The sequence below is a fragment of the Yersinia antarctica genome, assembly GCF_056636475.1.
Genome location: NZ_JBSJQF010000001.1, coordinates 4,058,109 through 4,083,343, shown reverse-complemented (window position 1 = coordinate 4,083,343; position 25,235 = coordinate 4,058,109). Strand labels below are relative to the sequence as shown.

Sequence of the window (25,235 nt, the reverse complement as noted above, 5' to 3'; positions counted from 1 at the left end):
AATTTGAAATTTATCGGGCATGATTGTACGCAAGGAAGTACCCATGAAGATTGAACGTCCTCTGTGGACTCGCGGAGTTTTGATTTCCCCGCAGCAATTTCAACAACAGGCTTCTTGGGAGGCCTGGACCAATGAATGCATCGCACAAATGGGCGTCATGCATCCCTGGGGAGTCCTTCAGGCCACTTTTGCATTAGATGCATTGGCTCAGGGCCGCCTGAAAGCAGAACGTTTGCACCTTCGTTTTCAGGACGGTGTCCTGGTGGACACCGATTGTGCTGATGTGTTGCCCCCGACACTGACACTGGCCGCCAATCTGCCGCCGGAGGCCACCGAAGCCACGGTTATGCTGGCGATGCCACAACTGTATGCCAACGGGGGGAACTGTCTGCAACCCGATGAGCGGGGCGAACGGCCCGTGCGCCATCGTCAGGCCTGGCGCGATGTACAAAATCAGTATGGGGATGATAAAAAGCAGGTCGCGGTGATGTACCACCAACTGACCCTGCGGTTGGACAGTCAGGAAAACGGCGATTATCAGGTCTGCCCGGTGGCGCGTTTGCTGCGGGATGCGCAAGGTCGCTGGACACTGGACCCACGTTTTATCCCGCCTATGCTGAGCCTGCAGGCCAGTGCCTGGTGTGGCGAACAGTTGGAATTACTGATGGTGCAGCTTCGGGCGCGTTTACAGCGACTGATGGGCATGCGCCGGGAAAGCAATGCACGAATGGCCGATTTTGCTGTCGCGGATGTGTCGCTGTTCTGGCTGCTCAATGCCCTTAACAGCGCTGAACCGGTGCTGGGGAATTTTCAGCGTTATCCACAGATCCACCCAGAACGGCTGTATCAGGAACTGGCAAGACTGGCGGGCAGTTTGCTGACGTTTTCCCTTGAACACGAGGTGACAGCGATCCCAGCCTATCAGCATGAACACCTGACCCGCGTCTTTCCTCCCTTATTTGCTTTGCTGAATATTCTGCTGGAAGCCAGCCTCCCTTCTCGGGTGGTGGCGATTGAGCTGGAGCATGAACCGCGTATCAATCAGTGGCGAGCGACCCTGCGTGATCCTCGCTTGCGTGAGGGGGCCGATTTCTATCTGTCGGTACGTTCCACTCTGTCTTCAGCGCAGTTACAAACCCAGTTCCCGCAGTTGTGTAAAGCCGGAGCGCCGGATGATGTCGGTAATGTGGTGAATGTTGCACTGAGCGGGATCCCATTGCGTCCACTGAGTCATGTCCCTGCCGCCATCCCATTGCGCCTGGAAAATCAGTATTTCTCCCTTGATCTCAGCCACCCTGCTGCGAAGCAGATGATGGAGGCAGGGGCTTGTGTGTTCTATGTGCCTGGTACGCTGGGTGAGATCCAACTGGAATTGTTTGCGGTGTTGCGCGCATGAACCATCAAATAACTGAACACTCCCCTACGGGGAATATTGATGCATTACTACAGGATACCTGGCTGCAGGTGATCAGCCTGCGTCAGGGAATGGCCTGCTCCGAAGGTGAAGGGCAGGCATTTTGGCAACGCTGTGTTGCAGACATTGAACGTGTCCATCAGGCGCTGAAAGACGCCGGCCACAGCGAACAAAGTTGCCAGCACATCAGGTACGCACAATGTGCTCTGCTGGATGAAACTGTGAAAGGCCGCGGTGTACAGGATGATGCCTACTTTGTGTGGTGTCACTCGCCCTTGCAGGCGCATTTTTTCAACACTCTAGATGCCGGTAACCAGCTTTATGAGCAGATGCGCACCGTGTTGCGTGAGCCCGCACCAGATAGTGCAGTACTGACCTGTTTTCACCGGGTGTTGATGTTGGGGTTCCTCGGGGGATATCGCTCTATTGCGGTACCTGAACGGGAACAACTGGTCAGCCAACTGACCGCACGGGTACCGGCGTTCAGCTTTTCACCATCACGTGGGATCTTGGCAACTGCCTCATCCCGTAACCGTCTTGGGGTCTGGCTGCGTTACTGGCCAGTGCGACTGGGGTTGGCTGCGCTGATGGTCGCGCTGCTGTGGTGGGGTCTTGACCACTGGCTATCTGGTTTGTTACCGACATTGTTACCGGGGCCAATGTGATGAGTCCGCTGTGGCGATATGGGTTATGGCTATGGGCGGGTCTTCTGGCGGTCATATTGTGTCTGGCGTTCCTGCCTTTCTCTCTGTTAGTCGGCTGGCTTATGCTGTTGCTGGTTGCCCTTATTTGCTTGGTGGGAATAGGGCGGGCTAGACGTCAACCGAACATGGCATTCTCTGAACCGCTATTCTCCCTACCATCCGAAAATCCGCTTCCACCTGAAAACCACCGTTTACCGGTGGTGCTGGTCTGTGGTGATGGTCTGGCATCATTATTTGGCACCGAGAGGATGCTGCAGACTGCGCAAGGCTGCTGGCTGCGAGTGGATGAGATAAACAGCCTACAACTGTTTACCCGACAGCTTCTGTGGCAGCGGCCTGAATGGGCCTCTCAGTTGGCGGTGATGGTGGTGGTGAATCCACAGCAACGCAGCGATGAGCGCCTGCTGGCCACCGATCTGCAAGAGCTGCGCTGGCAACTGATGCAACTGCGTAGCGATAGCCGCCATCACATTCCCTTGCTGGTGAGTAGCACGGTGGCCACTTCGCTTACCGGTGATGTGGTTTGGCTGTCACACCAGCAAACTCCGCCGCTGACGCTCTGGTCAACCATCTCGACGCCGGGATCTCTGGCCGACTGGCAGCGCGCACAAAGCAATGTTGTACAGGCGGAACGACTGAAACAGACAGTGTTGTTCAGCTGCCATCATGACTGGCTGAAAGCACAAGTGCTCCCGGTGTTGCAGGCGCGCAATGAGGATGTGGCACCGGTCTCTGTACAGCAGATTATTCAGCAGCAGGTTGCTGGTCTGCCAGATATAGAGCAAAGCTCCCTCTGGCAACATTGGCTAACCGCCCATACCTCGCTGAGACAGGTGTCCGGTTGGCATCCACCGTCGACGGCTGCGCATGACGTCTTGCCTTTGCCAGATTTTGTCTTTTCAACACTTCCCCTCGGCAGTGGTGTGTCGTCACGTCGCCGGGTGCTGCGCCATGGCGTCACTTTACTGACCCTGGCGGCAATAGTGGCTTTGTGCAGCAGTGCCTGGCAAAACCGACAATTGTTGCACCGTGTGAGTTTTGATATTCGCCATTACCACAGCATAGCCATGACGGATTATGGCCCAAAAGCAAAAGCTGTTGAGGTATTACGCCATGATGCTGCACAGCTCAATGAGTGGTTCCGTAATGGTGAATCACTGCGTATGGGATTGGGGCTGTATCAGGGGGAACGTCTGCACCAGCCTCTACTCGATGCTGTTCAAGCCTATATCCCACCGCCAGCGATAGAGGAAGTGGGCGTAGCAACAACGGTACGCCTCGACGCGCTGTCGTTATTTGATACGGGCAAGTTCCAGCTCAAACCGGGCAGTACCAAAATGCTGGTCAACGCGCTTATCGACATCAAAGCCAAACCCGGCTGGCTGATAGTGGTTGCAGGGCATACCGATATTACGGGTGATGCCGACGCTAATCAGACGCTGTCACTTAAACGCGCAGAAGCACTACGCGACTGGATGCTCTCAACCAGCGACGTCTCACCCACCTGCTTTGCGGTTCAGGGCTACGGGGCGACACGCCCGATTGCAACAAATGACACTGCGGAAGGCCGTGCGCTCAACCGTCGTGTCGATATTAGTTTGGTGCCGCAGGTTGATGCCTGCAAAGCACCAGCCCCCAAGACTCATCAAATGATTGATGAGTGATTAACCTAGAAATGGAGAAGTAACCCATGGCAATTCCAGTATATCTGTGGCTGAAAGATGATGGCGGTGCGGACATTAAAGGTTCCGTAGATGTTAAAGATCGCGAAGGCAGCATTGAGATCGTGGCACAGGAACATAACCTGTATATCCCGACAGACAACAACACGGGCAAGCTGACCGGCACCCGTATCCATACCCCGTTCCTGTTCACCAAGGAAATCGATTCTTCCAGCCCGTACCTGTACAAAGCGGTAACCACCGGCCAGACCCTGAAATCCGCTGAGTTCAAATGGTATCGCATTAACGATGCGGGCCAGGAAGTGGAATATTTCAATACCAAGCTTGAGAACGTGAAACTGGTGAAAGTGGCACCGAAGATGCACGACATCAAGGATCCGGCCAAAGAGAAACACAATCACCTCGAAGCCATTGAGCTGCGTTACGAAAAAATCACCTGGACTTACAAAGACGGCAACATCATTCATTCCGATTCCTGGAACGAGCGTACTACCGCGTAATTACCCGTCATTCTTCGCGCCGCAGGTGCGTTGGCTACGTTCGCTCACTCGGGTCACATAGTTATCTATGCTCCCAGGGATTCGTTCATTTGCCGCCTGCCTGCAACACGAATTATTTAGGGTAACCCGCAGCAGCAGGCGGTTCGCCGTCTGCTTTTTGTGTTTTTAGCTCAGTATCGGGGTATCGGTATTCAGCCAAACGCACACACATTTTATCAGATGACCTTATGGGCCTTGGTTTATGGCTATGGGCGGTAGCGTGCCCGACGCCAGCTTCATCTGGCTATTTTACTTGCCATTTTGCACCTGGGCAGTGCTCGGGCCATCACGTACTGCGTGTACGCTCCGGGCCTTGCGCGCTGTCCGTGTTCAAACTGACGGCGACAATAACGCCAGTGAAACCGGCTAACGTATCAGGTTTCGCATACAAGGAAGAGAATTTATGACAACGCATTCAGCACACTTATTACGTCGGTTAAATCCCTATTGCGCGCAGGCACTGGCCGGTGCTGCAACCCTGTGTCAGACCCGTGCCCATGCCGAGATAACCGTTGAACATTGGTTGTTGAAACTGCTGGAACAGGGTGAAGGCGATATTACGGTGATTGCCCGTCGTTATGAGTGGGACATGGACAGCCTGTGGCAGGGGTTGCTGGCCCATCTGGATACTTTGCCGCGCACGGTGCAGGGCAAACCCCAGTTGTCAGCCGCGTTACAGCAACTGATCAAAAGTGCCTGGCTAGATGCCTCGTTGCAGGAAGATGCCGATGCGGTGCGCTCGGTTCATCTGTTATCTGCTCTGATAAATTCGCCATCATTATTAACCGCAGAGGCGGGATGGCCGTTGCTCAGCCTGAGCACCACCCAGTTACACCGCTTGCTACCGTTGTTGGATAGCCAATCCGATGAACGTCCTGAGGTGCAGCAGGCAGCGGCACTGGCAGACAGCCCGGTCAATCTGACCAATGAGGCAGCGACTACTACCTCTACCAGTGGCCAGCCGCAACTCAATGACGCCCTGCAAGCGGCGCTGGATAAATTTACCCTCGATGTTACTGCTAAAGCGAAAACCGGGCAGATTGACCCGATTTTTGGTCGCGATACCGAGATCCGCCAGATGGTCGACATCCTGTCGCGCCGCCGTAAAAACAACCCGATTCTGGTCGGTGAACCGGGTGTGGGTAAAACCGCCTTGGTTGAAGGGCTGGCGCTGCGCATTGCCGAAGGTAACGTGCCGGATAGCCTGAAAACCGTCAGCCTGCGCACCCTGGACTTGGGCCTGTTGCAAGCCGGGGCTGGGGTCAAAGGCGAGTTCGAACAGCGGCTGAAAAATGTTATTGAAGCAGTGCAACAATCACCGACGCCAGTGCTGCTGTTTATCGACGAAGCCCACACCATCATCGGTGCCGGTAATCAGGCCGGTGGCGCAGATGCCGCCAACCTGCTGAAACCAGCACTGGCGCGTGGTGAACTGCGCACCATTGCTGCTACCACCTGGTCGGAATACAAACAGTATTTTGAACGGGATGCCGCATTAGAACGCCGCTTCCAGATGGTGAAAGTTGACGAGCCGGACGACGCCAAAGCTAGCCTGATGCTGCGCGGCTTAAAGGGCCGCTACGCCCAGCACCACGGCGTGCATATTCTGGATTCTGCTATTACCGCTGCGGTTACCCTGTCGCGGCGCTTCCTGACCGGTCGCCAACTGCCGGATAAAGCGGTGGACCTGCTCGATACTGCCGGTGCCCGCGTGCGCATGAGCATCGACACGCTACCGGTCGCGCTGATGGAAATTAACGCCGAACTGGCTGCATTGGCGATGGAGCAACAGGCCATCGAACAGGATTTGCTCCTGCTGCCGAGTATCGGTTCAACCCGCTTATCTGAGATTGACCTACGCCGCGCAGAACTGCTGGTTGGGCAGCAAACGCTTGAACAGCAATATGCAGCAGAGCAACGCCTCACCGCCCTGATTATCGACGCGCGTCAGGATATCGCCAACGCGGCACATCTGGCCAGGTTGCAGGAAGAGTTAAGTCAGATTCAGGGTAATGCGCCGCTGCTGTCGCTGGATGTTGATGTGCGCACGGTGGCGACGGTTATCGCCGACTGGACCGGCGTGCCGTTGAGCAGCCTGCTGAAAGACGAACAGACCGATTTATTGCAACTGGAAAACCACCTCGCGACCCGGGTGGTCGGTCAGGATGCGGCGCTGGTTGAGATGGCACAACGCCTGCGCGCCGCCAAAACCGGCCTGACGTCCGAAAATGGCCCGCTGGGGGTGTTCCTGCTGGTTGGCCCCAGTGGGGTGGGCAAAACCGAGACTGCGCTGGCACTGGCCGACACACTGTTCGGTGGCGAGAAATCGCTGATCACCATCAACATGTCTGAATATCAGGAGGCGCACACCGTTTCTCAGTTGAAAGGTTCGCCACCGGGCTATGTCGGTTACGGTCAGGGCGGCATTCTGACCGAGGCGGTGCGCAAGCGCCCGTACAGCGTGGTGCTGCTTGACGAAGTTGAGAAAGCGCACGCTGATGTCATTAACCTGTTCTATCAGGTATTTGACCGTGGCTTTATGCGCGACGGTGAAGGGCGCGAAATTGATTTTCGTAACACCGTGATCCTGATGACCGCCAATCTGGGCAGTGATCATCTGATGCAGTTACTGGATGAACAACCGGAAGCGACCCATAGCGATCTGCATGAACTGCTGCGCCCGATCCTACGTGACCACTTCCAGCCCGCCTTGCTGGCCCGCTTCCAGACCCTGATCTACCGCCCACTGGATGCCACCGCGTTGCGTACCATCGTCGAGATGAAACTGGCACAGGTCGCTAAACGCCTGAACAAACATTACGGCTTGCACTGCTCGATTGAAGAAAGCCTGTACGACACGCTAGTCGCCGCCTGCCTGCTGCCGGACACTGGCGCGCGCAACATCGATAGCCTGCTCAATCAGCAGATTTTACCGGTGCTGAGCCAACAACTGTTAAGCCGCATGAGTGAGCAACAGCGCACCACCTCGCTGACCTTGGGCTGGGATGAAGCCGACGGCATTACCCTTGAATTTGAAGGAGGCGAAAAATGAATACCTCTCTCCCTGCTATTCGGTTTGACCATAGCCACCACAAACTGGTGGTCCGCGACAGCACGGCCTCTGTTGATGTACTGGGCTTTGAAGGTCACGAAAGTTTAAGCCAGCCGTTCTGTTACGACATTCAATTCACCAGCGCAGACAAGGCGATTGACCCGGCCACGATGCTGATGCAGGACGCGTCACTGACATTGGCGGCCCCGGTGGCCGAAGCCTTTGGCGTGACGGTTCAGCAGACCCAGCGGGTGATCCACGGCGTGGTGACCGGATTTAAACGCCTGTCTGCTTCAAATGATGAATGCCGTTACGAACTGAGTCTGCAACCGCGTTTGGCTTTGTTGTCGCGCAGCCATCAGAACGGGATTTATCAGGACATGTCGGTGCCGCAGATTGTGGAAAAAATTCTGCGTGAGCGCCATGACATGCGCGGTCAGGATTTTGTCTTCACGCTGGCCCGTGAATATCCGCGCCGCGAGCAGGTGATGCAATACGGCGAAGATGACCTGACCTTTATCAGCCGCCTGCTGGCGGAAGTGGGGATCTGGTTTCGTTTTACCGCTGACCCCAAACTCAATATTGATGTGGTGGAATTTTACGATGACCAACGTTTTTACCCGCCAGGGCTGACGCTACAAGCGGTGCCACCTTCGGGGATGCACGACAGCGGCGTGGAGTCGGTCTGGGACTTGTCCAGTGCTCATCAGGTGGTTGAAAAATCGGTCAGTACCGGCGATTACAACTATCGCACCGCGACTGCCGATATGATGGCCGGGGCCGATATCACTCGGGGTGATACCACCACCTACGGCGAAGCTTATCATTACGCCGATAACTACCTGACCGCAGGCAGCGAGGGGCGTGAGCCGGAAAGTGAAAGTGGGGCGTTTTATGCCCGCCTGCGCCATGAACGCTACCTGAACAATCAGGCGCGCTTTTCGGGGGTGGCCAATGCGGCGACATTGGGGCCGGGTCAGGAACTGAAAGTCACCGGAAACGATGTACCGGCACAGTTTGGTAAAGGGGTGGTCATCACCCGCATCACCAGCTATGCCCGCCGTGACCGCAGCTATGAAGTGCATTTTGAGGCCATCCCTTACTCCGAAGATTATTGCTTCCGTCCAGCACTTATCCGCAAGCCGACCATGGCCGGGACCTTGCCGGCGCGGGTGACCAGCACCACTGCGAACGACACTTATGGTCATATCGACAAAGACGGGCGTTACCGTGTCAATCTGATGTTCGACCGTGACAGTTGGGAGCCGGGTTACGAAAGCTTGTGGGTTCGTCAGGCTCGCCCGTATGCGGGTGACACCTACGGCCTGCACCTGCCGCTGCTGGCGGGCACCGAAGTGGCGATTGCGTTTGAGGATGGCAACCCGGACCGGCCGTATATTGCCTCTGTGTTGCACGACTCGGCGCACGGCGACCATGTCACCATCAGTAATTACAAACGCAACGTACTGCGCACTCCGTCGAATAATAAACTGCGCCTTGAAGATGAACGAGGTAAAGAGCACATCAAGCTCAGCACCGAATACGGCGGCAAAAGCCAGTTGAATCTGGGGCATTTAGTTGATAACGAGAAACAGCCTCGGGGTGAAGGTTTTGAGCTGCGTACCGACAGTTTTGGTGCATTGCGTGCAGAAAAGGGCCTCTTTATCAGTGCCGACGGTCAGGCCAAAGCCCAGGGGCAGGTGCTGGAGATGGCGCAACCTATCAGTTTGATGAAAGGTGCGCTAAACCAGATGACGGAATGGGGAAGCATTACTCAGACGCATCATAATTTCCCGCCAGAGAACAGCAGTTTGAAGCAGCTGTTGACTGACTCAACCCAGCTTAAAGGTCCTGTCCTGTTGATGAGTGCGCCACAAGGTATTGGCGCGGTTACGCCTGAAAGTCTGTTGCTGCAAAGTGGCAAAGCAATGTATCTGCAAAGTCAGGGGGAAATAAACCTGACCAGCTCTCAGCGATTTTCGGCAAATGCCTCCCAAGCGGTCTCTCTGCTTTCACAACAGGAAGGGATGCGGCTGGTCTCAGGCAAAGGGCCATTAGAAGTTGAGTCACACGGCGATGTACTTTCCCTGACAGCATTAAAAGATGTCACTGTCCAGTCAACTCAAGGGCATCTGCAATTGACCGCCAAGAACGGCATTACACTGGGGTGCGGTGGGGCATATATCCGTTTAACACCACAGGGTGAAATTGAAATCCACGGGCCAGGACTATTAAGCCTCAAAGGGATGCATAAAATGGAGTCCCCGGCGAGCCAGGATTTCCCATTGCCAGAATTACCCAATTCGGTGTGTAAAGAGTGCCTTAAAAAGGCACAGGCACTCGCGCAAGGCTTTGTGCCAAGGAGCGCATAACAATGAATAACGAGCAGGTTATTAAGTGGGTTGAATTAATTGAGTCATCCTGTAGCGATTTAAAAATAAAACACATCGATATGATTATCGATCAGGCGGGAAGTGACTTTTCGTTGCTCCCGACACTCACAAACTTTGAAACTGCCATTCAATGGGACTCTCTGTTTAAAGACCTTCCTGAAGAAATACTTTTGGAGGATGCGCCGTTGTTGATCCGTATCGATCTCGACAATACGCTACAGCGGCAATGGATGATTGAATTGGCCATGCAGTTAGCCGGGACAGGGCAATTATTAATGCTCTGTTCGGTCTGGCCCTTCGCCAGTCTCGCTGATTACTTAACTCGCTGTACTAACGTGGTCTGTGGCAGCCAGGAGGGGATTTTTCGGTTCTATGACTCCCGAATTTTTCCTTTGCTATTTTCGCATATTCTCGATGCCAACCAGCAAGCTCATCTTCTGCGCCCGGCTATTTTTTGGAGCTGGCTGGACAGAGATAACCAACCCCGTCAAATCGCAGGGAATGGCGCATTGCTCAAACGTGAGGAGGAGATATCTATGCTGATCCTCGACGACAGGCAACTGGAAAATTTAATGTGTGTCTGTGACGTGAATCTATTACTCAGACACCTCACTGTTCCAGATACCTTAATAATGGGGCAGGAAACAGTGTTCTCTGTTTGTTACGAGGGAATGATGGCGGCCACGGAGGCAGGGTTATTGATGGATGACGAAAGGGAGGATTTCGTCAAGCAACGCCTCTTGGGAACAGTGACATGAAACTCAACAAATTCAGCCTGCTGGCGGGGCTTTTTCTGCTTTCGGCTTGTACCCAATCTGGCGCAGAAGCGCAAGGCGGTGGTGGCGGCACCATCGAAGCCATCAACCACACTCGCTGGGCTATCAATAACTTCAGCGTCGATAGTCAGTCCGGTATTGATGTTATTGGCCCTTATCAGGGCGGTGGTGGCGGTTGCTGCTATGGCGTCTCTGGGCCATGGCGACCGGGGATGACGGTCAGAGTTGACTGGGAAAGTGGTGTCGCGTTTGCGAGTGATGTCCCTGAGATTCCACAACCAAAACGCCCCGTCTCTGCTCCGCAAAATTCTGATCTCTGGCAGAAATATTTCGAACAAAAACAAGAATGGTCAAGGAAAATCAAAGCATTGAATCGTCAGCATAGCAAGATTGTACCCGTACCTGATTACACCGGGCAAAAAACCTGCGGTATCACGGTGCACTTTATGCCCTGTGATGAAGTAAAAGTCACCACCTCCTGTGCCACTTACAACAGCCCTAACTACCCAATTAAAGAACCACTGAAGATGTCGGAGCCTAAAGACTGTCCGAAATAAGTGTCTCGGTTGACTTCTGAACGCTTAACTCATTGATAAAAAGGTGCTTATGATTTCCTGATTTCTTGGTGAGCGGTAAATCCTAAGCCACGTGTTATTCATCAGTCTTACCTCAACGGAAGGAACAGTGACATGAAACTCGACAAATTCAGCCTGCTGGCGGGGCTGTTTCTGCTCTCAGCATGTACCCAGCCCGGAGCTGAAGCACAGGGCGGCGGGGGCGGTACCATCGAAGCCATCAACCACACTCATTGGGCTATCAATAACTTCAGCGTCGATGGCCAGTCGGGCATCGACATTATCGGCCCTTATCAGGGCGGCGGCGGCGGTTGCTGCTATGGCGTCTCGGGGGTATGGCGCCCGGGGATGACCGTCAGAGTTGATTGGGAGAGTGGTGTCGGTGAAATGGACGGATTTCCAGGGTTTGCTGACAGAGTTAAATATAAAGCCTGGAAAAAAAAATGAGTGCCAATAACCGGCAGCATAGCAAAGTGGTACCTGTGCCGGACTATACCGGGCAAGAAACCTGCGGTATCACAGTACATTTTATCCCTTGTGATGAGGTAAAAGTTACCACCTCCTGTTACATCTACAACAGCCCTAATCACCCAATTAAAGAACCGCTGAAGATGCCGGAGCCAAAAGTATGTCCGAAATAAGTATCCCAGAGGACTCTTCATCCTATTAACCTACTGATAAAACGGTGCTTATGATTTCCTGATTTCTTGGTGAGCGGTAAATCCTAAGCCACGTGTTATTCATCAGTCTTACCTCAACGGAAGGAACAGTGACATGAAACTCGACAAATTCAGCCTGCTGGCAGGGCTTTTTCTGCTCTCAGCATGTACCCAGCCCGGAGCTGAAGCACAGGGCGGCGGGGGCGGTACCATCGAAGCCATCAACCACACCCATTGGGCCATCAACAACTTCAGTGTTGATGGTCAGTCCGGCATTGATGCCATCGGCCCTTATCAGGGAGGGGGCGGCGGTTGCTGCTATGGTGTACCGGGGCCATGGCGACCGGGAATGACAGTCAGAATTGACTGGGAGACAGGAGAGTCCTCTACAAAGGATTTTCCGGGATTTGAAAATGAATCTAAGTACTTAGAATGGGAGGAAAAAATAAAAGCAAGTCATCGCCAACATAGCAAGGTAGTACCCGTACCTGATTACACCGGGCAAAAAACCTGCGGTATCACGGTGCACTATATGCCTTGTGATGAGGTAAAAGTCACCACTTCCTGTGCCACCTACAACAGCCCTAATTACCCGATAAAAGAACCGTTGAAGATGCCGGAGCCTAAAGTATGTCCGAAATAAGCACAGAAAAGGATATTGCCTGGTATCCGGCGCAATTTCCGGCTCAAGGGCGGTTACCGACCCAGGCGGCACTGGTGGGGAAAAACTGCCATCAGCAGGATAGCCAAGAACGGGCCTATCGGCAGGAGCTGTGCCTGGCCGCAGACCGGCGGGTCGAACCGCCATGCTGTAACACTTTGCATATCAGCCTGTTCTTCGACGGTACCGGCAATAACCTTAACAACGATCAGTATTTGTCAGACCCGAAACACCCAACCAATATTGCCCGGCTGTTTCGTGCCACCATCGGCACCGGCTATGCCGGGGGCGCGGAAAAAGAACCGCTGGATAGCAGCGACAGCATCAGCAAAAAATATTTCAAATACTATATTCCCGGCGTCGGTACCCCATTCCCTGAGATTAATGACCTTGAATACAGCATGACCGGACTGGCGGGGGCACGCTTTGGTGAAGACCGGATCAACTGGGGGTTGTTGCGGCTGATTGATGCCCTGATGCGGACCATGGGCATGGGTAAACTGGATGATAGCGCCTGCTTGTCGGCGATAAAAGGAATGAATACCTCCTGGGCATCTCTTGGATTCGGCGGGTCACATAACCGCTATGAAGAGTTCAGTAAGCAGCTCAAACAGCTTGAATCGAAGCTGCGCACTGCGTTGGCACCGGCCGAGCCGGGCAAGGCTAAGTTGCTGGGCATCAAGCTGTATGTGTACGGTTTTTCCCGTGGTGCTGCCGAGGCGCGCGCCTTTGTCCGCTGGCTGAGTGAGTTGTTGCCAAAACCAGAAGCTGAAGGCCTGCAGCCGGAACAATGTCTGGCGATAAATGATTTAAAAATCCCATTGAGTATCGAGTTCCTTGGGCTATTGGATACGGTGGCATCGGTGGGTATTGCCCATGTGGCACCGGTCGCCGAAGGGCATATGGCCTGGGCCGACGGTACCCAGGAACTGCCCGATGAGGCCACCTATGGCGGATTTATCAAACGTTGTGTGCATCTGATTTCGTCTAATGAGCAGCGGTTATGCTTCCCGTTGGATTCTATTCGTCACACCGACGGTAAATACCCCTCGAACAGTGTGGAAGTCGTCTATCCGGGGATGCATTCCGATTTAGGTGGTGGTTATCCGCCAGGCGATCAAGGGAAAGCTAATGGAAGTAATGATCGTTTCTTATTATCACAAATTGCGCTACATGAATTGTATGCATCGGCTTTTAATGCCGGTGCACCTCTTAAAGTTAGGGCTGAAATTTTACCCAAAGACTTACAAAAAGACTCTTGGCGCGCGTTTGATGCTGAAGTTCTAGGCCAATTTGCGATCGCACAAGATCTCATCACCCGCTTCAACGCCTGGCGTGAAGTCACACTAAATCTGCCGCCAGCCCCACAAGAGTTAACCGCTGAACAGGCTGCACAGTTTGAACCGGTGCGTGCCAGCGTCACGCTTGAAAAAGCGGTGGATAACCAGATGGGGTGGATCACTGCCTGGCGTATTAATCGCTATGCTGGGGCTACTCTGCTTAACACCCCGTTTTATCAGCAAATAAATGATAAAGATGGTACCGCTTTGCAACTCAAAGCTTCCAAAGATGCGCGCGATGCCAAACAGGCGGATGTGGAAAAAGAAAGGAAAAAATTACTGGCTGAACATCGCCCTGGTGACCCAGCCCCACTCCTACCTCCGGGGGTGAAGGATTTTGACCCAGATATCGCCAAAACCCAGCTCTATCAGGCCGCTCAGGAGTTTGGTCATGACTATCGTGGCGAATCACGCAGCCTGACCAGTACCTGGCAGTTGGTGCTGGATAAAATCCCACAAACGGCCATTTTCCTGATCAATACCGATGACGAGCGGGCAGAATTCAAACGGATGAAAGCCGATGGCGACGCGCATGTCAAGGTGCTGTTCCCGCCGCAGGGGGAAGCGAGCAATGCCGAGCAACCCAGTGGCTTACTTCGCGACTTATATGACGACCAAGTTCATGACTCCCGTGCGTGGTTCCTGCACGCCACCTTTGGTAGCCGCGAGCCCTGGGGCGGCTATTTCCGCGACCGAATGGTCTACTTCGGCGACAACTGCAATAAAGAACTGTCACTGCTGACCATTGCGGGCAATGTGGTGGGTGTGGCCACGTTGGTTGGCGGAGTCATCTTTAGCTTTAAACAGAAAAAACTGGCGGGAAAATTGTCAGGACTGGCAGGTACCGCGAGTGTGATGGCTCTGGAAGCCAAAGCGCTGGATTTAATTACCGGAGAGCCACTTCCCATGCTGCCGGAAGCCGATCTGTTGACGGCATTCACGCAGGTACCTGGTGCCGTGGCCAGTCTGCAGAAAGAGCTCCTCGGTGAACAACAGCTCGAACAGGCAAAAACAATGATTGCCTCGCGCTGGGCACAGGCGGAGTCATTACTGACGTCGTAGTCAGGAGTTAAACCATGAAAAATATCATACGACAGGGCGACAGCCTGCGGGAATACGGTGGCAAAGTGTTGGGGGGGCATTACCAGTGCTTTGGTAAAGGTATCGCCTGCAAAGGAGATGCAGCCCTGTGTCACCGCCATGGTATGACCCGCATTGTGGAAGGCAGTGCCATCTCAGAGGTTGACGGGCAGCCTGTCGCGTTACACGGGCATCGCTGCGCCTGTGGCTGCACGCTGGTGAGTTCTTTCCCCGATGTCGGGATAGAGCAATGAGACCCCAGCCAACCTTTCCCGCTTACCGTCATGCCCGCCCGCCGACAGGTAAACGCTGGCTGGCTGCCGGGGCAACCGTGTTATTGCTGACCGGCGGTATCGCTGCACTGCTACGTCACCCGGAAGCAGGGTACGGCCAGGTGGTCATGGTGGTTGGCTTTATTACCGTGCTAAGTGCGTTGGTCTGGGGGCTACGCGTCCTGTTTTATCGTATGGCGACGCATAACGCGCGGTTATATCACTATGAAGTGAAACAGGTTCAGCAGCAATGGTGGGCGCGGCACTGCCAGCATATCGCGTTGACCGAGGCGGTCTTAATCGGGCCGGCCGGAACAACGTTAACCCAGTGGCAACGGCTGATTAATCGCGATCACCGTCAACCGGACGTCCGTATTGAGTCCGGTGGCAAGGCACTGCGCTTACTGCACTCGTTTGCCGTCGATATCACGGAAAGAGAAAAGCATCTGGCGAAAACCCTGGTATTACAATGGCGCGAGCAGCATCAGGGGCCACTGGCAATAACGCCGCTGCGTTGTTACTGGTCAGGTTCAGCGGCGTCCTGGTTAGTTTTTTCCACGCAAATGGCCTTGTCCTTTCCCGACGTCGTGTTACCCGCGCATCCTGTCGTATGGAGAGGTGAGGAAAGCATGACAGAAATCATTGATGAGCTTGCGCATTCGGCACCTGAGTCTTTCTTTCTCTGTGCGGGATGCTGCTCACTCCCGGCTTCACATGAAAGCCGATTACCGGCTGGGGAAGCCGCTGTTTTGTGGCTACTGGGCCAGACAGGTAAAGTGCAATTCTCGCGTGGAGAGGTTTATAACCCTTCCCCTGATGAGAGTATCGTCGCTGTTGCCCAGCGAGCATTAGATCAAAGTGAATTAACTCAGCCCCCCGATACCAGCTTTTTATTTTCACAACCCCCTATTCCTGACCTGAATGAAACGGGGTGGAATGTGACTCAGCATGTTCAGGATCTCAACTGGGGTGAGCTTGCTGAGATTGAATCGATGGTGGCTCAAACGCTTGCCGCCTTCTTCGCGGAACACCATGCAATGCCTTGTGGCTGGCTGGCTCGCGATCCTAATCACACACTCGCGCTTGGAATTGTTAAACCCTATGGATCAGGAAAATAAGCCTACTGAAATATCAGTGGCCCTTACCGTTGTTATCTTTATCACTACGCTGACGCTGGTCATCTTTCTGGGAGGGCTGGCATGGTGGTTCTGGGGGGAGCAAAAATCTACCGACTGGAACGTGGTGCGTAATCTGGTGATGATATGTCTCTTTATCTGGATTATCTCGCTGAGCGTACTGACATTAGGTTTTATTGCCGCCCGTCAGCTCATCAAAGATAAAGTTCAGGGCCCCAAACGCACCCTTAAAGCCACTCGACAGAAAACACCCTACTCTGAATCCATTAAGCTGAAAACCCGTCTGCGCCGCCGTTACGGTCTGTTCTGGCGCTACAAAGTCCGGCTGCTGATGGTGGTGGGTGAACCTGACGAAATCGCCGCATTGGCACCGCAACTGGCGGAACAGGGCTGGTTGGAAGGGCAGCGTACGGTGCTGATCCACGGTGGTAGCGTGCAAAATTCGGCTGATGAAGCGGGGCTGAGTGAGTGGCGTAAACTGCGCCGTGGCCGCCCGTTTGATGGCATTGTTTGGGCGATACCCGCCGCGCAGAGTGGCACTCCACAGTGGATGGACAACGGCCTGCGAACCCTGGAAAAAATGGGTGCAACCTTGCGTTATCAACCACCGGTATATCTGTGGCAGGTCTGCGACAGCGAGTGGGCTCAGGATACGCGGGTGGAGCAGCCAGTCGGGGTGGTGTTCCCAGCGAAAGCCACGCCAGAGGCGGTTGAGCTTCAACTGCGCTCTCTGTTGCCTCAGTTACGTGAGCAGGGGATGCAGCAGCTCTCTGTCGAACCACACCACGATTTTTTGTTGCGCCTGGCGCAGTCGCTGGAGCAGGGTGACGCCACCCGCTGGCGGCAGCGTCTGACACCGTGGTTTACCGAGTATGCGACGCGTATTCCCCTGCGTGGGTTGATGTTCAGTTTGCCGGCGGTATCAACATCGGCGGCGCGTGTGCACGAGAAAAACTGGACTGCATCTGACCGCTGGCAGGGGGTACTGGATGACTGTCGTTCTGCCCGTGGACGCCGTGTCGGGCTGCCGTGGGAGCAGACATTGTGCTACAGCTTGCTGGCACTGATAGTGCTGTGGGGCGTGGGCAGTGTGGTGTCATTTGCGGTCAACCGTCACCAAATGGTCTCTGCCGCGCAGCAGGCACAGCAACTGGCGCAGTCGCAAGCGGTCTCTGACCAGCAACTCATGGCCCTACAAGCCCTGCGCAATGATATCGGGCGCTTACAATCTCGCGTGGCGCAGGGGGCACCTTGGTATCAGCGCTTTGGCCTGGATCATAATGCGCCGCTGCTTGAGGTCCTGATGCCGTGGTATGGCCAGGCCAACAACCGCATTCTTAGGGATGCCACCGCGCAAAGCCTGCATCAGAAACTCAGTGAACTGGCGGAACTGCCGGCTAACAGCCCGCAACGTGCGGCACTGGCAAAAACAGGCTATGACCAGTTAAAGGCCTATTTGATGATGTCACGCCCGGAAAAAGCCGATGCTGCATTTTATGCACAGGTGATGCAGACCACCGAGCCTGCGCGTGCCGGTGTGTCTCCTGGTCTGTGGCAGAGTCTGGCCCCAGACTTATGGCAATTTTATGCGCAAAATCTGCCTGCTCAGCCGGACTGGAAAATTAAACCGGATACCGGGTTGGTAAGCCAGGTACGGCAGGTCTTGCTGGGGCAGATTGGTCAGCGCAATGCAGAAAGTACGCTGTATGAAAACATGCTGCTATCGGTGCGTCGCAACTATGCCGACATGACGCTGACGGACATGACCGGCGACACTGATGCTCAGCGTCTGTTCCAGACCTCGGAATCTGTGCCCGGTATGTTTACCCGCAAGGCCTGGGATGAGCAAATTCAGCAGGCAATAGATAAAACGGTGGCCTCCCGTCGCGAAGAAATTGACTGGGTATTGAGTGATAACCGCCGTGCGATATCAGAAGACATTTCACCGGAAGCGTTGAAAAAGCGGCTGACGGAACGTTATTTCACCGATTTTGCTGGGAGTTGGCTGAGTTTTCTCAACAGTTTGCACTGGAATGAGGCGCATAACTTGTCGGATGTGATTGACCAACTGACGCTGATGAGTGATGTACGCCAGTCGCCGCTGATTGCGCTGATGAACACGCTGGCGTGGCAAGGACAGACTGGGCAGCAGAATCAGGCGTTATCGGATTCTCTGGTGAAGTCCGCCAAGGCGCTGATGCATAAAGATCAGACCCCGGCCATTGACCAGAGTGCCGATGGGCCAGTAGGCCCGCTGGACGAGACCTTTGGCCCGCTGTTGGCATTGATGGGCAAAGGTGATGCACAAAACAGGATGTCGTCCGACAGCTCGCTGAGCCTGCAAACGTTACTCACCCGCGTGACTAGGGTACGGCTTAAGCTCCAGCAAGTGGTTAATGCCTCGAACCCACAAGAGATGACTCAGGTACTGGCCCAGACCGTTTTCCAAGGGAAAAGTGTCGACCTGACGGACACGCAGGAGTACGGCAGCCTGATTGCCGCCAGTCTGGGAGAGGAATGGAGCAGTTTTGGGCAGACGATGTTTGTTCAGCCGCTGACTCAGGCGTGGGAGACCGTGTTGCAACCTTCGTCGGCCAGCCTTAACGACCAGTGGAAAAACGCGGTGGTGGCCAATTGGAAATCAGCCTTTGACGGGCGTTACCCGTTTGCCGCCAGTAAAAGCGATGCTTCACTGCCGATGCTGGCCGAATTTATTCGTAAGGATAGCGGGCGTATCGACAGCTTCCTGACCCGTGAGCTGGGTGGCGTGCTGCATAAAGAAGGGACGCGCTGGGTTCCGAGTAAAGTGAACAGCCAGGGGCTGACGTTTAACCCGGACTTTCTGGCGGCCATTAATCAACTGAGTCAAGTCTCCGATATTCTGTTCACTGACGGCAGTCAGGGGCTGCGCTTTGAGCTACTGGCACGTCCGGTTCCGAATGTGGTGGAAACCAATTTAGCGATTGATGGACAGAAATTGCATTATTTCAACCAGATGGAAAGTTGGCAGAGTTTCCGCTGGCCGGGTGATACCTACAAACCCGGCACGCTATTGACCTGGACTGGCGTGAATTCCGGGGCCCGTTTATACGGTGATTATCAGGGGACATGGGGATTGATCCGCTGGCTGGAACAGGCAAAACAGAAAAAGCTGGATGAAGGGCGTTATCAACTGACCTTCACCACCATGGATAACCAATCACTGCAATGGATATTACGCACCGAGCTGGGCAAAGGCCCATTAGGTCTGCTGCAACTGCGTAACTTCACCCTGCCTGCGCAAATTTTTCTGATACAGAACGCCCCCCCAGCGGCATCTGATCGGACCGATGATGAGGATATGGCAGAGGATTAATCTCTTTTGTAACCCCCTGATATTGACCAACAGGAGCCATGATGGCGACGTTAAATACCCTGATCACTGCCTGTGCCGCGGCCCCTGATTCACTGTTATTAAAGGCAGAACAACAGGTTACACTTTGGGAGCGCTGGTTGCAGCCGGTGACGACTGACCAGCACAGTGGAGAAGACCTCAGTTACAATGACGACTTCCAGCAGATGCGTGAAGAGGTCAATAAACTCTCAGGTGCTGATACCACGTTAGCCAGCGAGCTGGCAGAAAAACTGTTAACCCTGCATGGCAAAGATGTGCGGGTGGCAACCTATTACATTTGGGCGCGTTTACACCGTGATGGCGAGGCTGGGCTGGCGGATGGACTGGCACTGCTGGCCGGGCTTATCAGCCGTTTTGGTGAAACCCTGCATCCGTTGCGCGCAGCCAGTCGGAAAACTGCGCTGGAATGGCTATCGAGTTCTCGCGTGCTGGACAGTTTGTCGCTCTATCCTGAAGTGGATAATGCGGATTTTGCACGCATCGTTGGCGCACTGGCGTTAATCGAACAGAGCCTTAGCTGCTGGGATGACGCATCCCGTCCGCAGTTTGGTGGATTGTATCTTGCCTTGGAACATCGTCTGGCGCAGTCCGGTGGACCGAATGCGGTGGTGCCACAAAACAGCAGCGGGTCATCATCGGCAGGGAGTCAGGGCCAGACTGCTATGGTTTCACCGGAGTTGCGGCCAGTCCAGTCGGGGCGTGACCTGCTCGACCAGGCTAAAACGTTAGCAAAATACCTGCGTAACCAGCCGCAGGGATGGCTCTCTGGGCATCATCTTATCAAGAGCGTGCGCTGGGATACGGTACACCAGTCACCGCCGTTGGATGTGAGTGGACGAACCAGACTGGTACCGCCGCGCCCGGAATATCGCGCGCTGCTCAAGCGTCTTTATCTGCAACAAAACTGGCTGGAGTTGTTGGAACAGGCGGAATCGATATTTGCCGAAGGGGTCAACCATTTCTGGCTCGATGTGCAGTGGTATCTGCATCAGGCACTCAGTAAAGCGGGCGCCCCATTCGATGGCTGGGCAGCTTGTATCACCCAGGATTTACGTCTGTTACTGACCCGGCTACCAGGGCTGGAAGGGCTATGCTGGAGTGACGGCACGCCGTTTGCTGATGAGGTGACGCTGGGGTGGATAAACCAGCAGGTGCTGGAGTCGGTGTCGGGCTGGGGCAGCGAGCCTGCTGCCGTGGTGTCATCCGGTGAAGATGGCATTCTGTTGCTGGAGCCAGAAGCTCTGGCTCAGGCGGACAGTGAAGGGATTGAAGCCGCACTTAACTGGTTGCAATCCCGTCCGGGTATTACCACTGCCCGCCATCAGTGGCTGCTGCGTTTGGTGATGGCCCGCGTGGCGGAGCAGTACGGCAAGAACGATATGGCACTGCATCTGTTGAGTGACCTTGATAGCAGCGGCGCATTGCTAACCTTGCCGCAGTGGGAGCCGGGGCTGGCGTTTGAAGTCAAAGCCCGAAGTCTGAAGCTGCTGCGGATGAAAGCACAACGCAGCGACAGTGACAAAACCCGCCTGCATGTCGAAATGGAAAGCCTGCTCAGTGGGCTTATTGCCCTTGACCCGGCCCGTGCGGCCGTATTATGCGGATAACCGAAAAGAAAAATATTGCATAAAAAACGTGTTTTTCCTTGCTCCACGCTGTTTCTGAAACACTGTTTTTTTGTATTTCACCCTTTCCATTAGCACAACGAAAAATATCATTATGGATGACTTAACCCTGCGTTATTTTGACGCTGAAATGCGCTACCTGCGCGAAGCGGGCGAAGAGTTTGCGCGTGCACATCCTGATCGGGCTGCCGGATTAAATCTGGATAAAGCCGGGGCGCGTGACCCCTATGTGGAACGCCTGTTTGAAGGCTTTGCCTTCCTGATGGGCCGACTGCGGGAGAAATTGGATGACGATCTGCCGGAGCTGACTGAAGGGCTGGTCAGCCTGCTGTGGCCGCACTACCTGCGCACCATTCCGTCGCTTTCTATTGTGGAGTTCACCCCACAATGGCAGGGGATGAAAGAACGCATGGGGGTGAGTAAAGGTTTTGAAGTGCTTTCCCGCCCGATTGGGGAGCGTGAAACCCGCTGTCGCTACACCACCACGCAGGATATGGACTTACTCCCGCTGACACTACGCCGTGCCGAATTGGACAGCGAACCCGATGGCCGATCGGTTATCCGGCTGCGCTTTGATTGCAGCGCACTGGCCGACTGGAGCCGTATCAACCTGAGCCGCCTACCGCTCTATTTTGATGCCGATGCGCCACTGGCTTGCGCCCTGCATGAGGCGCTGACCCTGAATACCGCCAAACTCTGGATCCGTCTGCCGGGGCAGGCTGATCGCCAGCCGCTGGACGGCTATTTTGCCCCGCTGGGGTTCGGTGAGAAGGATACCTTGTGGCCGAAGGCCGACAGTGCGTTCAGTGGTTATCAGCTCCTGCTGGAGTACTTCACCTTCCGCGAAAAGTTTATGTTTGTTGCGTTGAAGGGGTTGGAGGGGGTCGAACTGCCAGCAGAACTGCCCTGGTTTGAGATTGATGTGGTGCTGGAAAAACGCTGGGAACATGATTTTTCATTCTCCGAAAAGAATCTGCGCCTGCATTGTGTGCCGGTGATTAACCTGTTCCCGCTGGAATCTGACCCGCTGTCGCTCTCTTCATTACAGACCGAATATCAGCTTCGCCCGATGCGCATTCAGGACGGCTATACCGAAATTTATTCGGTAGATTCAGTGATTTCTTCCCGCCATAGTGGGCATCAGGTTTATGTCCCTTTCACCAGTTTTCGCCACAAGGGCGGAATGTTGCGCCATGATGCGCCTGAGTATTACTACCATACGCGGGTCAAACGTGGGCCTTCGGGGTTACACGATACCTGGCTGGTACTGGGGGGCGAGGCGTTTGATAACCACAGCGTACCGGATAATGAAAATCTGTCGCTGAGCCTGACCGGCACCAACGGGCAGTTACCGCGTAAAGCGCTGCAAAGCACGGTGCTGGATACCGCGGTGAAATCCACCGGTGCTCAGGTTCGGGTGCGCAATCTGTCGGCGCCTTCGTTGCCGTGTTACCCGCCCAACCGCGACCGTTTTCACTGGCGGGTGCTGAGCCATCTGGGCAGCAGTTTTCTGTGGATGATGGATAACGCCGAAGTGCTGCGCGGCACGCTGGCGCTGTATGACTGGACGGACAACGAAATGAACCGACGTCGACTGGAGGCTATCGCCGAGGTTAAACATAGCGAGATTGAACGCTTTGAGAGGGGCTATCTGTTGCGCGGGGTGCACATTGAAATCACTCTCGACAGCAACGGCTTTACCGGTACCGGGGATATTTGTCTGTTCGGGGAAATGCTCAGTCGCTTCTTTTCCCTGTATACCGATATTCATCTGTTTAATCGTCTGACTCTGATACTGCAACCGACAGGAGAACGTTTGGAATGGGAAGAGAATCACACGACCCGCATTCCCGGCTGATCACTCGGCTTAAGCGGGATATCGGACAGATCAATTTTTACCGCTTCTGTCAGTTGCTGGAGCAACAACCGGGAACCTTGCCGCTGGGGAGTACCAATAACCCAGCGGATGATCCGGTGCGCTTTCGTCCGCATCCGGGCATGGGTTTCCCGGTCAGTGAGCTGAAGGCGCTGGAAACTGATCCGGCGCAGCCTGATGCCCCGCTGACGGCGCGCACCACCTTTATGGGGTTGTACGGTGTAGATTCGCCTCTGCCGACGGCCTATATCGACGATATCACCCAGCAGCGGGAAGGGCATGAGGCGCTGGAAGGGTTCCTCGATATTTTCAACCATCGTTTTATGACGCAGTTTTATCGCATTTGGCGCAAATATTCCTATCCGGCCACTTTTGAGTCGGGCGGCAAAGATAGCACCTCCCAAAGCCTGTTGGGGCTGATTGGCATGGGTATTCCAGGTTCGCAGCAGCATTTTGCCACCCCGACATCACGCTTTCTGGCCCTGCTGGGGGTGATGCGTCAACCGGGGCGAACTGCCGAAGGGGTACAGGCACTGGTCCGACTGCTGGCCCCCTTTACGCAGGCTGATGTGACGCCCCATTGCCTGCGTACGGTTCGTCTGACCTCACAGATGATATTTGCCGACGAAGGGGGCAACTGGCTGGACGGTTACACCGTACTGGGCGATGAGGCCATCGATGCCAACAGTCAGTTACTGATTTCTCTGCAGACGGCAGACCGCGACGAGGCCGGTGACTGGTTACCGGATGGCCCGCTGTATACCGATTTTCTGGTGCTGTTGCGGGTGTATCTGGGCTGGCGCTATCGAGCCTGTATTCAACTGACTGTCGCAACACGGTTGCTGCCGGCGTTGGTGTTGGATGAGACGCCGGTAAGATTGGGACTGACCGGGGTGCTGGGGCTGGATGACGATACGCTGTCAGACGATATACCTGAATACTATACCGTGGAGCTGGGACACTACAGTGGACTGACTCCACAGAAATACCAAGAAGGAAACCGACGTGTTAGCTATTACTTCGAAAAATAAAATCTGTACTTCGAAAAATAAAACTTGGGCCGCCTGGAAAAATAAAATCTGCATCTCAGCATTGGTTTTATTGCTCAGTGGCTGTGGGCTGACGCAAGCAGTGACTGATGGCACCGTATCGGCCACAAAATCACTGTTTTATAAGCAGATAAAGGTACTGCATTTGGATTTTACCGCCCGTGAGGCTCTGAATACCGATGAGCACGAAGCGAACTCGTCATCGGAGCCGGTGATGGTGCGGGTTTATCAGTTACGTGATGATAAAACCTTCTTAAAAACGGTGTATCAACAACTGGCGAGCGACGGGGAGGCGGCACTTAAAGATGACCTGCTGGCCAGCCGCAGCGTGATAGTGAAACCGGGCGGTGCGGTAACATTGGATATGCCGATGGAAAAAGATACCCGGTTTGTGGCGGTGGTAGCGCTGTTCCGCCATCCAGATATGGCCAAAGACCACTGGCGTCTGATTCTGACGCTGGACGACCTGCATCCCGATAAGCCTCGGACCCTTGAATTGGGTAATAACAGCCTGACATTGCGGGCGGAGACAAAGTAATGCCGGACGCCTCCTCGCCGTCACTGTATGAGCAATTGCTGGGCAATTTCACTGGCGGGCTTGAACTACATCAGGTCAGTGAAGCTAACCAGGTCATTCTCTCGGTGCTCGACAATATGCAGCGCATTCTCAACTGCCGCGCCGGTACACTCAGTCATCTGCCCGATTATGGTCTGCCGGATATGAGCGAGATCCTACAGGGATTGCCGGGCAGTGCGCACGCGCTGCTGACTACGCTCTCAGCCACGTTGCTAAAATATGAGCCACGGTTGAAAAGTATCAACGTGCTGCTACTGCCACAATCCGCCCCTGGCCATCTGGAGTATGCCATTGAGGCGGAACTGAAAGGGCTAGGACTGGTGCGTTACGGCACGGCATTTATGCCGGAAGGCCGGGTGCTGATACGTCATCTTAAACAACAACATTATCTCAATCCGGGTGAGTCATCTTAACGCCTATTCAGGGAAGAC

General features: G+C 54.5%; 18 protein-coding genes and 1 pseudogene. All 19 read left to right on the top strand.

From position 1 onward, the window contains the following. Nucleotides 1-43 precede the first annotated feature (43 nt). The 19 genes and pseudogenes from tssK to tssE all read left to right on the top strand — a co-directional run bounded on the left by tssK (nucleotide 44) and on the right by tssE (nucleotide 25,217). The gene (gene tssK / locus ACWJJO_RS18980; protein ID WP_050292348.1) at nucleotides 44-1,396 is read left to right on the top strand and encodes a type VI secretion system baseplate subunit TssK; all 1,353 of its coding nucleotides are present in this window, start codon (nucleotides 44-46) and stop codon (nucleotides 1,394-1,396) included. Further along, nucleotides 1,393-2,079, top strand: a complete 687-nt coding sequence (gene tssL / locus ACWJJO_RS18975) for a type VI secretion system protein TssL, short form (RefSeq protein WP_083162569.1) — start codon at nucleotides 1,393-1,395, stop codon at nucleotides 2,077-2,079. Before tssK ends, tssL begins: the two co-directional genes overlap by 4 nt. Then, nucleotides 2,079-3,782, top strand: a complete 1,704-nt coding sequence (locus ACWJJO_RS18970; RefSeq protein WP_481091400.1) for an OmpA family protein — start codon at nucleotides 2,079-2,081, stop codon at nucleotides 3,780-3,782. The genes tssL and ACWJJO_RS18970 overlap by 1 nt, the downstream gene beginning before the upstream one ends. Nucleotides 3,783-3,808: 26 nt before the next feature. Then, nucleotides 3,809-4,300: a type VI secretion system effector Hcp gene (gene hcp, locus ACWJJO_RS18965; RefSeq protein WP_004711812.1), complete on the top strand. Its 492-nt coding sequence runs from the start codon at nucleotides 3,809-3,811 to the stop codon at nucleotides 4,298-4,300. Nucleotides 4,301-4,742: 442 nt separating this feature from the next. Continuing rightward, nucleotides 4,743-7,391, top strand: coding sequence for a type VI secretion system ATPase TssH (gene tssH, locus ACWJJO_RS18960; protein WP_481091399.1), 2,649 nt, complete (start codon nucleotides 4,743-4,745; stop codon nucleotides 7,389-7,391). Then, nucleotides 7,388-9,763 carry a type VI secretion system tip protein VgrG gene (vgrG, locus tag ACWJJO_RS18955; RefSeq protein ID WP_481091398.1) on the top strand — a complete coding sequence of 792 codons (2,376 nt, stop codon included), beginning with the start codon at nucleotides 7,388-7,390 and terminating at the stop codon, nucleotides 9,761-9,763. Before tssH ends, vgrG begins: the two co-directional genes overlap by 4 nt. Nucleotides 9,764-9,765: 2 nt before the next feature. Continuing rightward, nucleotides 9,766-10,542 (top strand): toxin Tle1 chaperone Tla1, encoded by a 777-nt coding sequence (gene tla1 / locus ACWJJO_RS18950; RefSeq protein ID WP_481091397.1) that lies wholly within the window; start codon nucleotides 9,766-9,768, stop codon nucleotides 10,540-10,542. Further along, on the top strand, nucleotides 10,539-11,117 hold the full coding sequence (tli1a, locus tag ACWJJO_RS18945; protein WP_372569617.1) for a Tli1a family immunity protein: 579 nt from the start codon (nucleotides 10,539-10,541) through the stop codon (nucleotides 11,115-11,117). The genes tla1 and tli1a (ACWJJO_RS18945) overlap by 4 nt, the downstream gene beginning before the upstream one ends. Nucleotides 11,118-11,249: 132 nt before the next feature. Further along, nucleotides 11,250-11,776 (top strand): annotated as a pseudogene (tli1a, locus tag ACWJJO_RS18940) (Tli1a family immunity protein). A 133-nt stretch (nucleotides 11,777-11,909) separates the two neighbouring features. Beyond that, the gene (gene tli1a / locus ACWJJO_RS18935) at nucleotides 11,910-12,437 is read left to right on the top strand and encodes a Tli1a family immunity protein (protein WP_481091396.1); all 528 of its coding nucleotides are present in this window, start codon (nucleotides 11,910-11,912) and stop codon (nucleotides 12,435-12,437) included. Next, nucleotides 12,425-14,857 carry a T6SS phospholipase effector Tle1-like catalytic domain-containing protein gene (locus ACWJJO_RS18930; RefSeq protein ID WP_481091395.1) on the top strand — a complete coding sequence of 811 codons (2,433 nt, stop codon included), beginning with the start codon at nucleotides 12,425-12,427 and terminating at the stop codon, nucleotides 14,855-14,857. Before tli1a (ACWJJO_RS18935) ends, ACWJJO_RS18930 begins: the two co-directional genes overlap by 13 nt. A 14-nt stretch (nucleotides 14,858-14,871) precedes the next feature. Continuing rightward, entirely contained in the window at nucleotides 14,872-15,129 is a 258-nt protein-coding gene (locus ACWJJO_RS18925) for a PAAR domain-containing protein (protein WP_025377078.1), read from the top strand. Further along, nucleotides 15,126-16,265: a hypothetical protein gene (locus ACWJJO_RS18920; RefSeq protein ID WP_481091394.1), complete on the top strand. Its 1,140-nt coding sequence runs from the start codon at nucleotides 15,126-15,128 to the stop codon at nucleotides 16,263-16,265. Before ACWJJO_RS18925 ends, ACWJJO_RS18920 begins: the two co-directional genes overlap by 4 nt. Continuing rightward, nucleotides 16,249-19,638, top strand: a complete 3,390-nt coding sequence (locus tag ACWJJO_RS18915) for an ImcF-related family protein (protein WP_481091393.1) — start codon at nucleotides 16,249-16,251, stop codon at nucleotides 19,636-19,638. Before ACWJJO_RS18920 ends, ACWJJO_RS18915 begins: the two co-directional genes overlap by 17 nt. 41 nt (nucleotides 19,639-19,679) lie before the next feature. Continuing rightward, entirely contained in the window at nucleotides 19,680-21,284 is a 1,605-nt protein-coding gene (gene tssA / locus ACWJJO_RS18910; RefSeq protein WP_481091392.1) for a type VI secretion system protein TssA, read from the top strand. Nucleotides 21,285-21,396: 112 nt separating this feature from the next. Continuing rightward, nucleotides 21,397-23,160 (top strand): type VI secretion system baseplate subunit TssF, encoded by a 1,764-nt coding sequence (tssF, locus tag ACWJJO_RS18905; RefSeq protein ID WP_481091391.1) that lies wholly within the window; start codon nucleotides 21,397-21,399, stop codon nucleotides 23,158-23,160. Further along, complete coding sequence (gene tssG / locus ACWJJO_RS18900; RefSeq protein WP_481091390.1) at nucleotides 23,124-24,209, top strand: type VI secretion system baseplate subunit TssG; 1,086 nt, start codon at nucleotides 23,124-23,126, stop codon at nucleotides 24,207-24,209. Before tssF ends, tssG begins: the two co-directional genes overlap by 37 nt. After that, the gene (gene tssJ, locus ACWJJO_RS18895; protein WP_083162589.1) at nucleotides 24,184-24,765 is read left to right on the top strand and encodes a type VI secretion system lipoprotein TssJ; all 582 of its coding nucleotides are present in this window, start codon (nucleotides 24,184-24,186) and stop codon (nucleotides 24,763-24,765) included. Before tssG ends, tssJ begins: the two co-directional genes overlap by 26 nt. Further along, nucleotides 24,765-25,217 (top strand): type VI secretion system baseplate subunit TssE, encoded by a 453-nt coding sequence (gene tssE / locus ACWJJO_RS18890; protein WP_083162591.1) that lies wholly within the window; start codon nucleotides 24,765-24,767, stop codon nucleotides 25,215-25,217. Before tssJ ends, tssE begins: the two co-directional genes overlap by 1 nt. Nucleotides 25,218-25,235: the final 18 nt, after the last annotated feature.

Bases quoted from the DNA above. Each gene is read 5' to 3' on its own strand.
- tssK (WP_050292348.1), top strand. From the start codon at position 44: ATGAAGATTGAACGTCCTCTGTGGACTCGCGGAGTTTTGATTTCCCCG.
- tssL (WP_083162569.1), top strand. From the start codon at position 1,393: ATGAACCATCAAATAACTGAACACTCCCCTACGGGGAATATTGATGCA.
- ACWJJO_RS18970 (WP_481091400.1), top strand. From the start codon at position 2,079: ATGAGTCCGCTGTGGCGATATGGGTTATGGCTATGGGCGGGTCTTCTG.
- hcp (WP_004711812.1), top strand. From the start codon at position 3,809: ATGGCAATTCCAGTATATCTGTGGCTGAAAGATGATGGCGGTGCGGAC.
- tssH (WP_481091399.1), top strand. From the start codon at position 4,743: ATGACAACGCATTCAGCACACTTATTACGTCGGTTAAATCCCTATTGC.
- vgrG (WP_481091398.1), top strand. From the start codon at position 7,388: ATGAATACCTCTCTCCCTGCTATTCGGTTTGACCATAGCCACCACAAA.
- tla1 (WP_481091397.1), top strand. From the start codon at position 9,766: ATGAATAACGAGCAGGTTATTAAGTGGGTTGAATTAATTGAGTCATCC.
- tli1a (WP_372569617.1), top strand. From the start codon at position 10,539: ATGAAACTCAACAAATTCAGCCTGCTGGCGGGGCTTTTTCTGCTTTCG.
- tli1a (WP_481091396.1), top strand. From the start codon at position 11,910: ATGAAACTCGACAAATTCAGCCTGCTGGCAGGGCTTTTTCTGCTCTCA.
- ACWJJO_RS18930 (WP_481091395.1), top strand. From the start codon at position 12,425: ATGTCCGAAATAAGCACAGAAAAGGATATTGCCTGGTATCCGGCGCAA.
- ACWJJO_RS18925 (WP_025377078.1), top strand. From the start codon at position 14,872: ATGAAAAATATCATACGACAGGGCGACAGCCTGCGGGAATACGGTGGC.
- ACWJJO_RS18920 (WP_481091394.1), top strand. From the start codon at position 15,126: ATGAGACCCCAGCCAACCTTTCCCGCTTACCGTCATGCCCGCCCGCCG.
- ACWJJO_RS18915 (WP_481091393.1), top strand. From the start codon at position 16,249: ATGGATCAGGAAAATAAGCCTACTGAAATATCAGTGGCCCTTACCGTT.
- tssA (WP_481091392.1), top strand. From the start codon at position 19,680: ATGGCGACGTTAAATACCCTGATCACTGCCTGTGCCGCGGCCCCTGAT.
- tssF (WP_481091391.1), top strand. From the start codon at position 21,397: ATGGATGACTTAACCCTGCGTTATTTTGACGCTGAAATGCGCTACCTG.
- tssG (WP_481091390.1), top strand. From the start codon at position 23,124: ATGGGAAGAGAATCACACGACCCGCATTCCCGGCTGATCACTCGGCTT.
- tssE (WP_083162591.1), top strand. From the start codon at position 24,765: ATGCCGGACGCCTCCTCGCCGTCACTGTATGAGCAATTGCTGGGCAAT.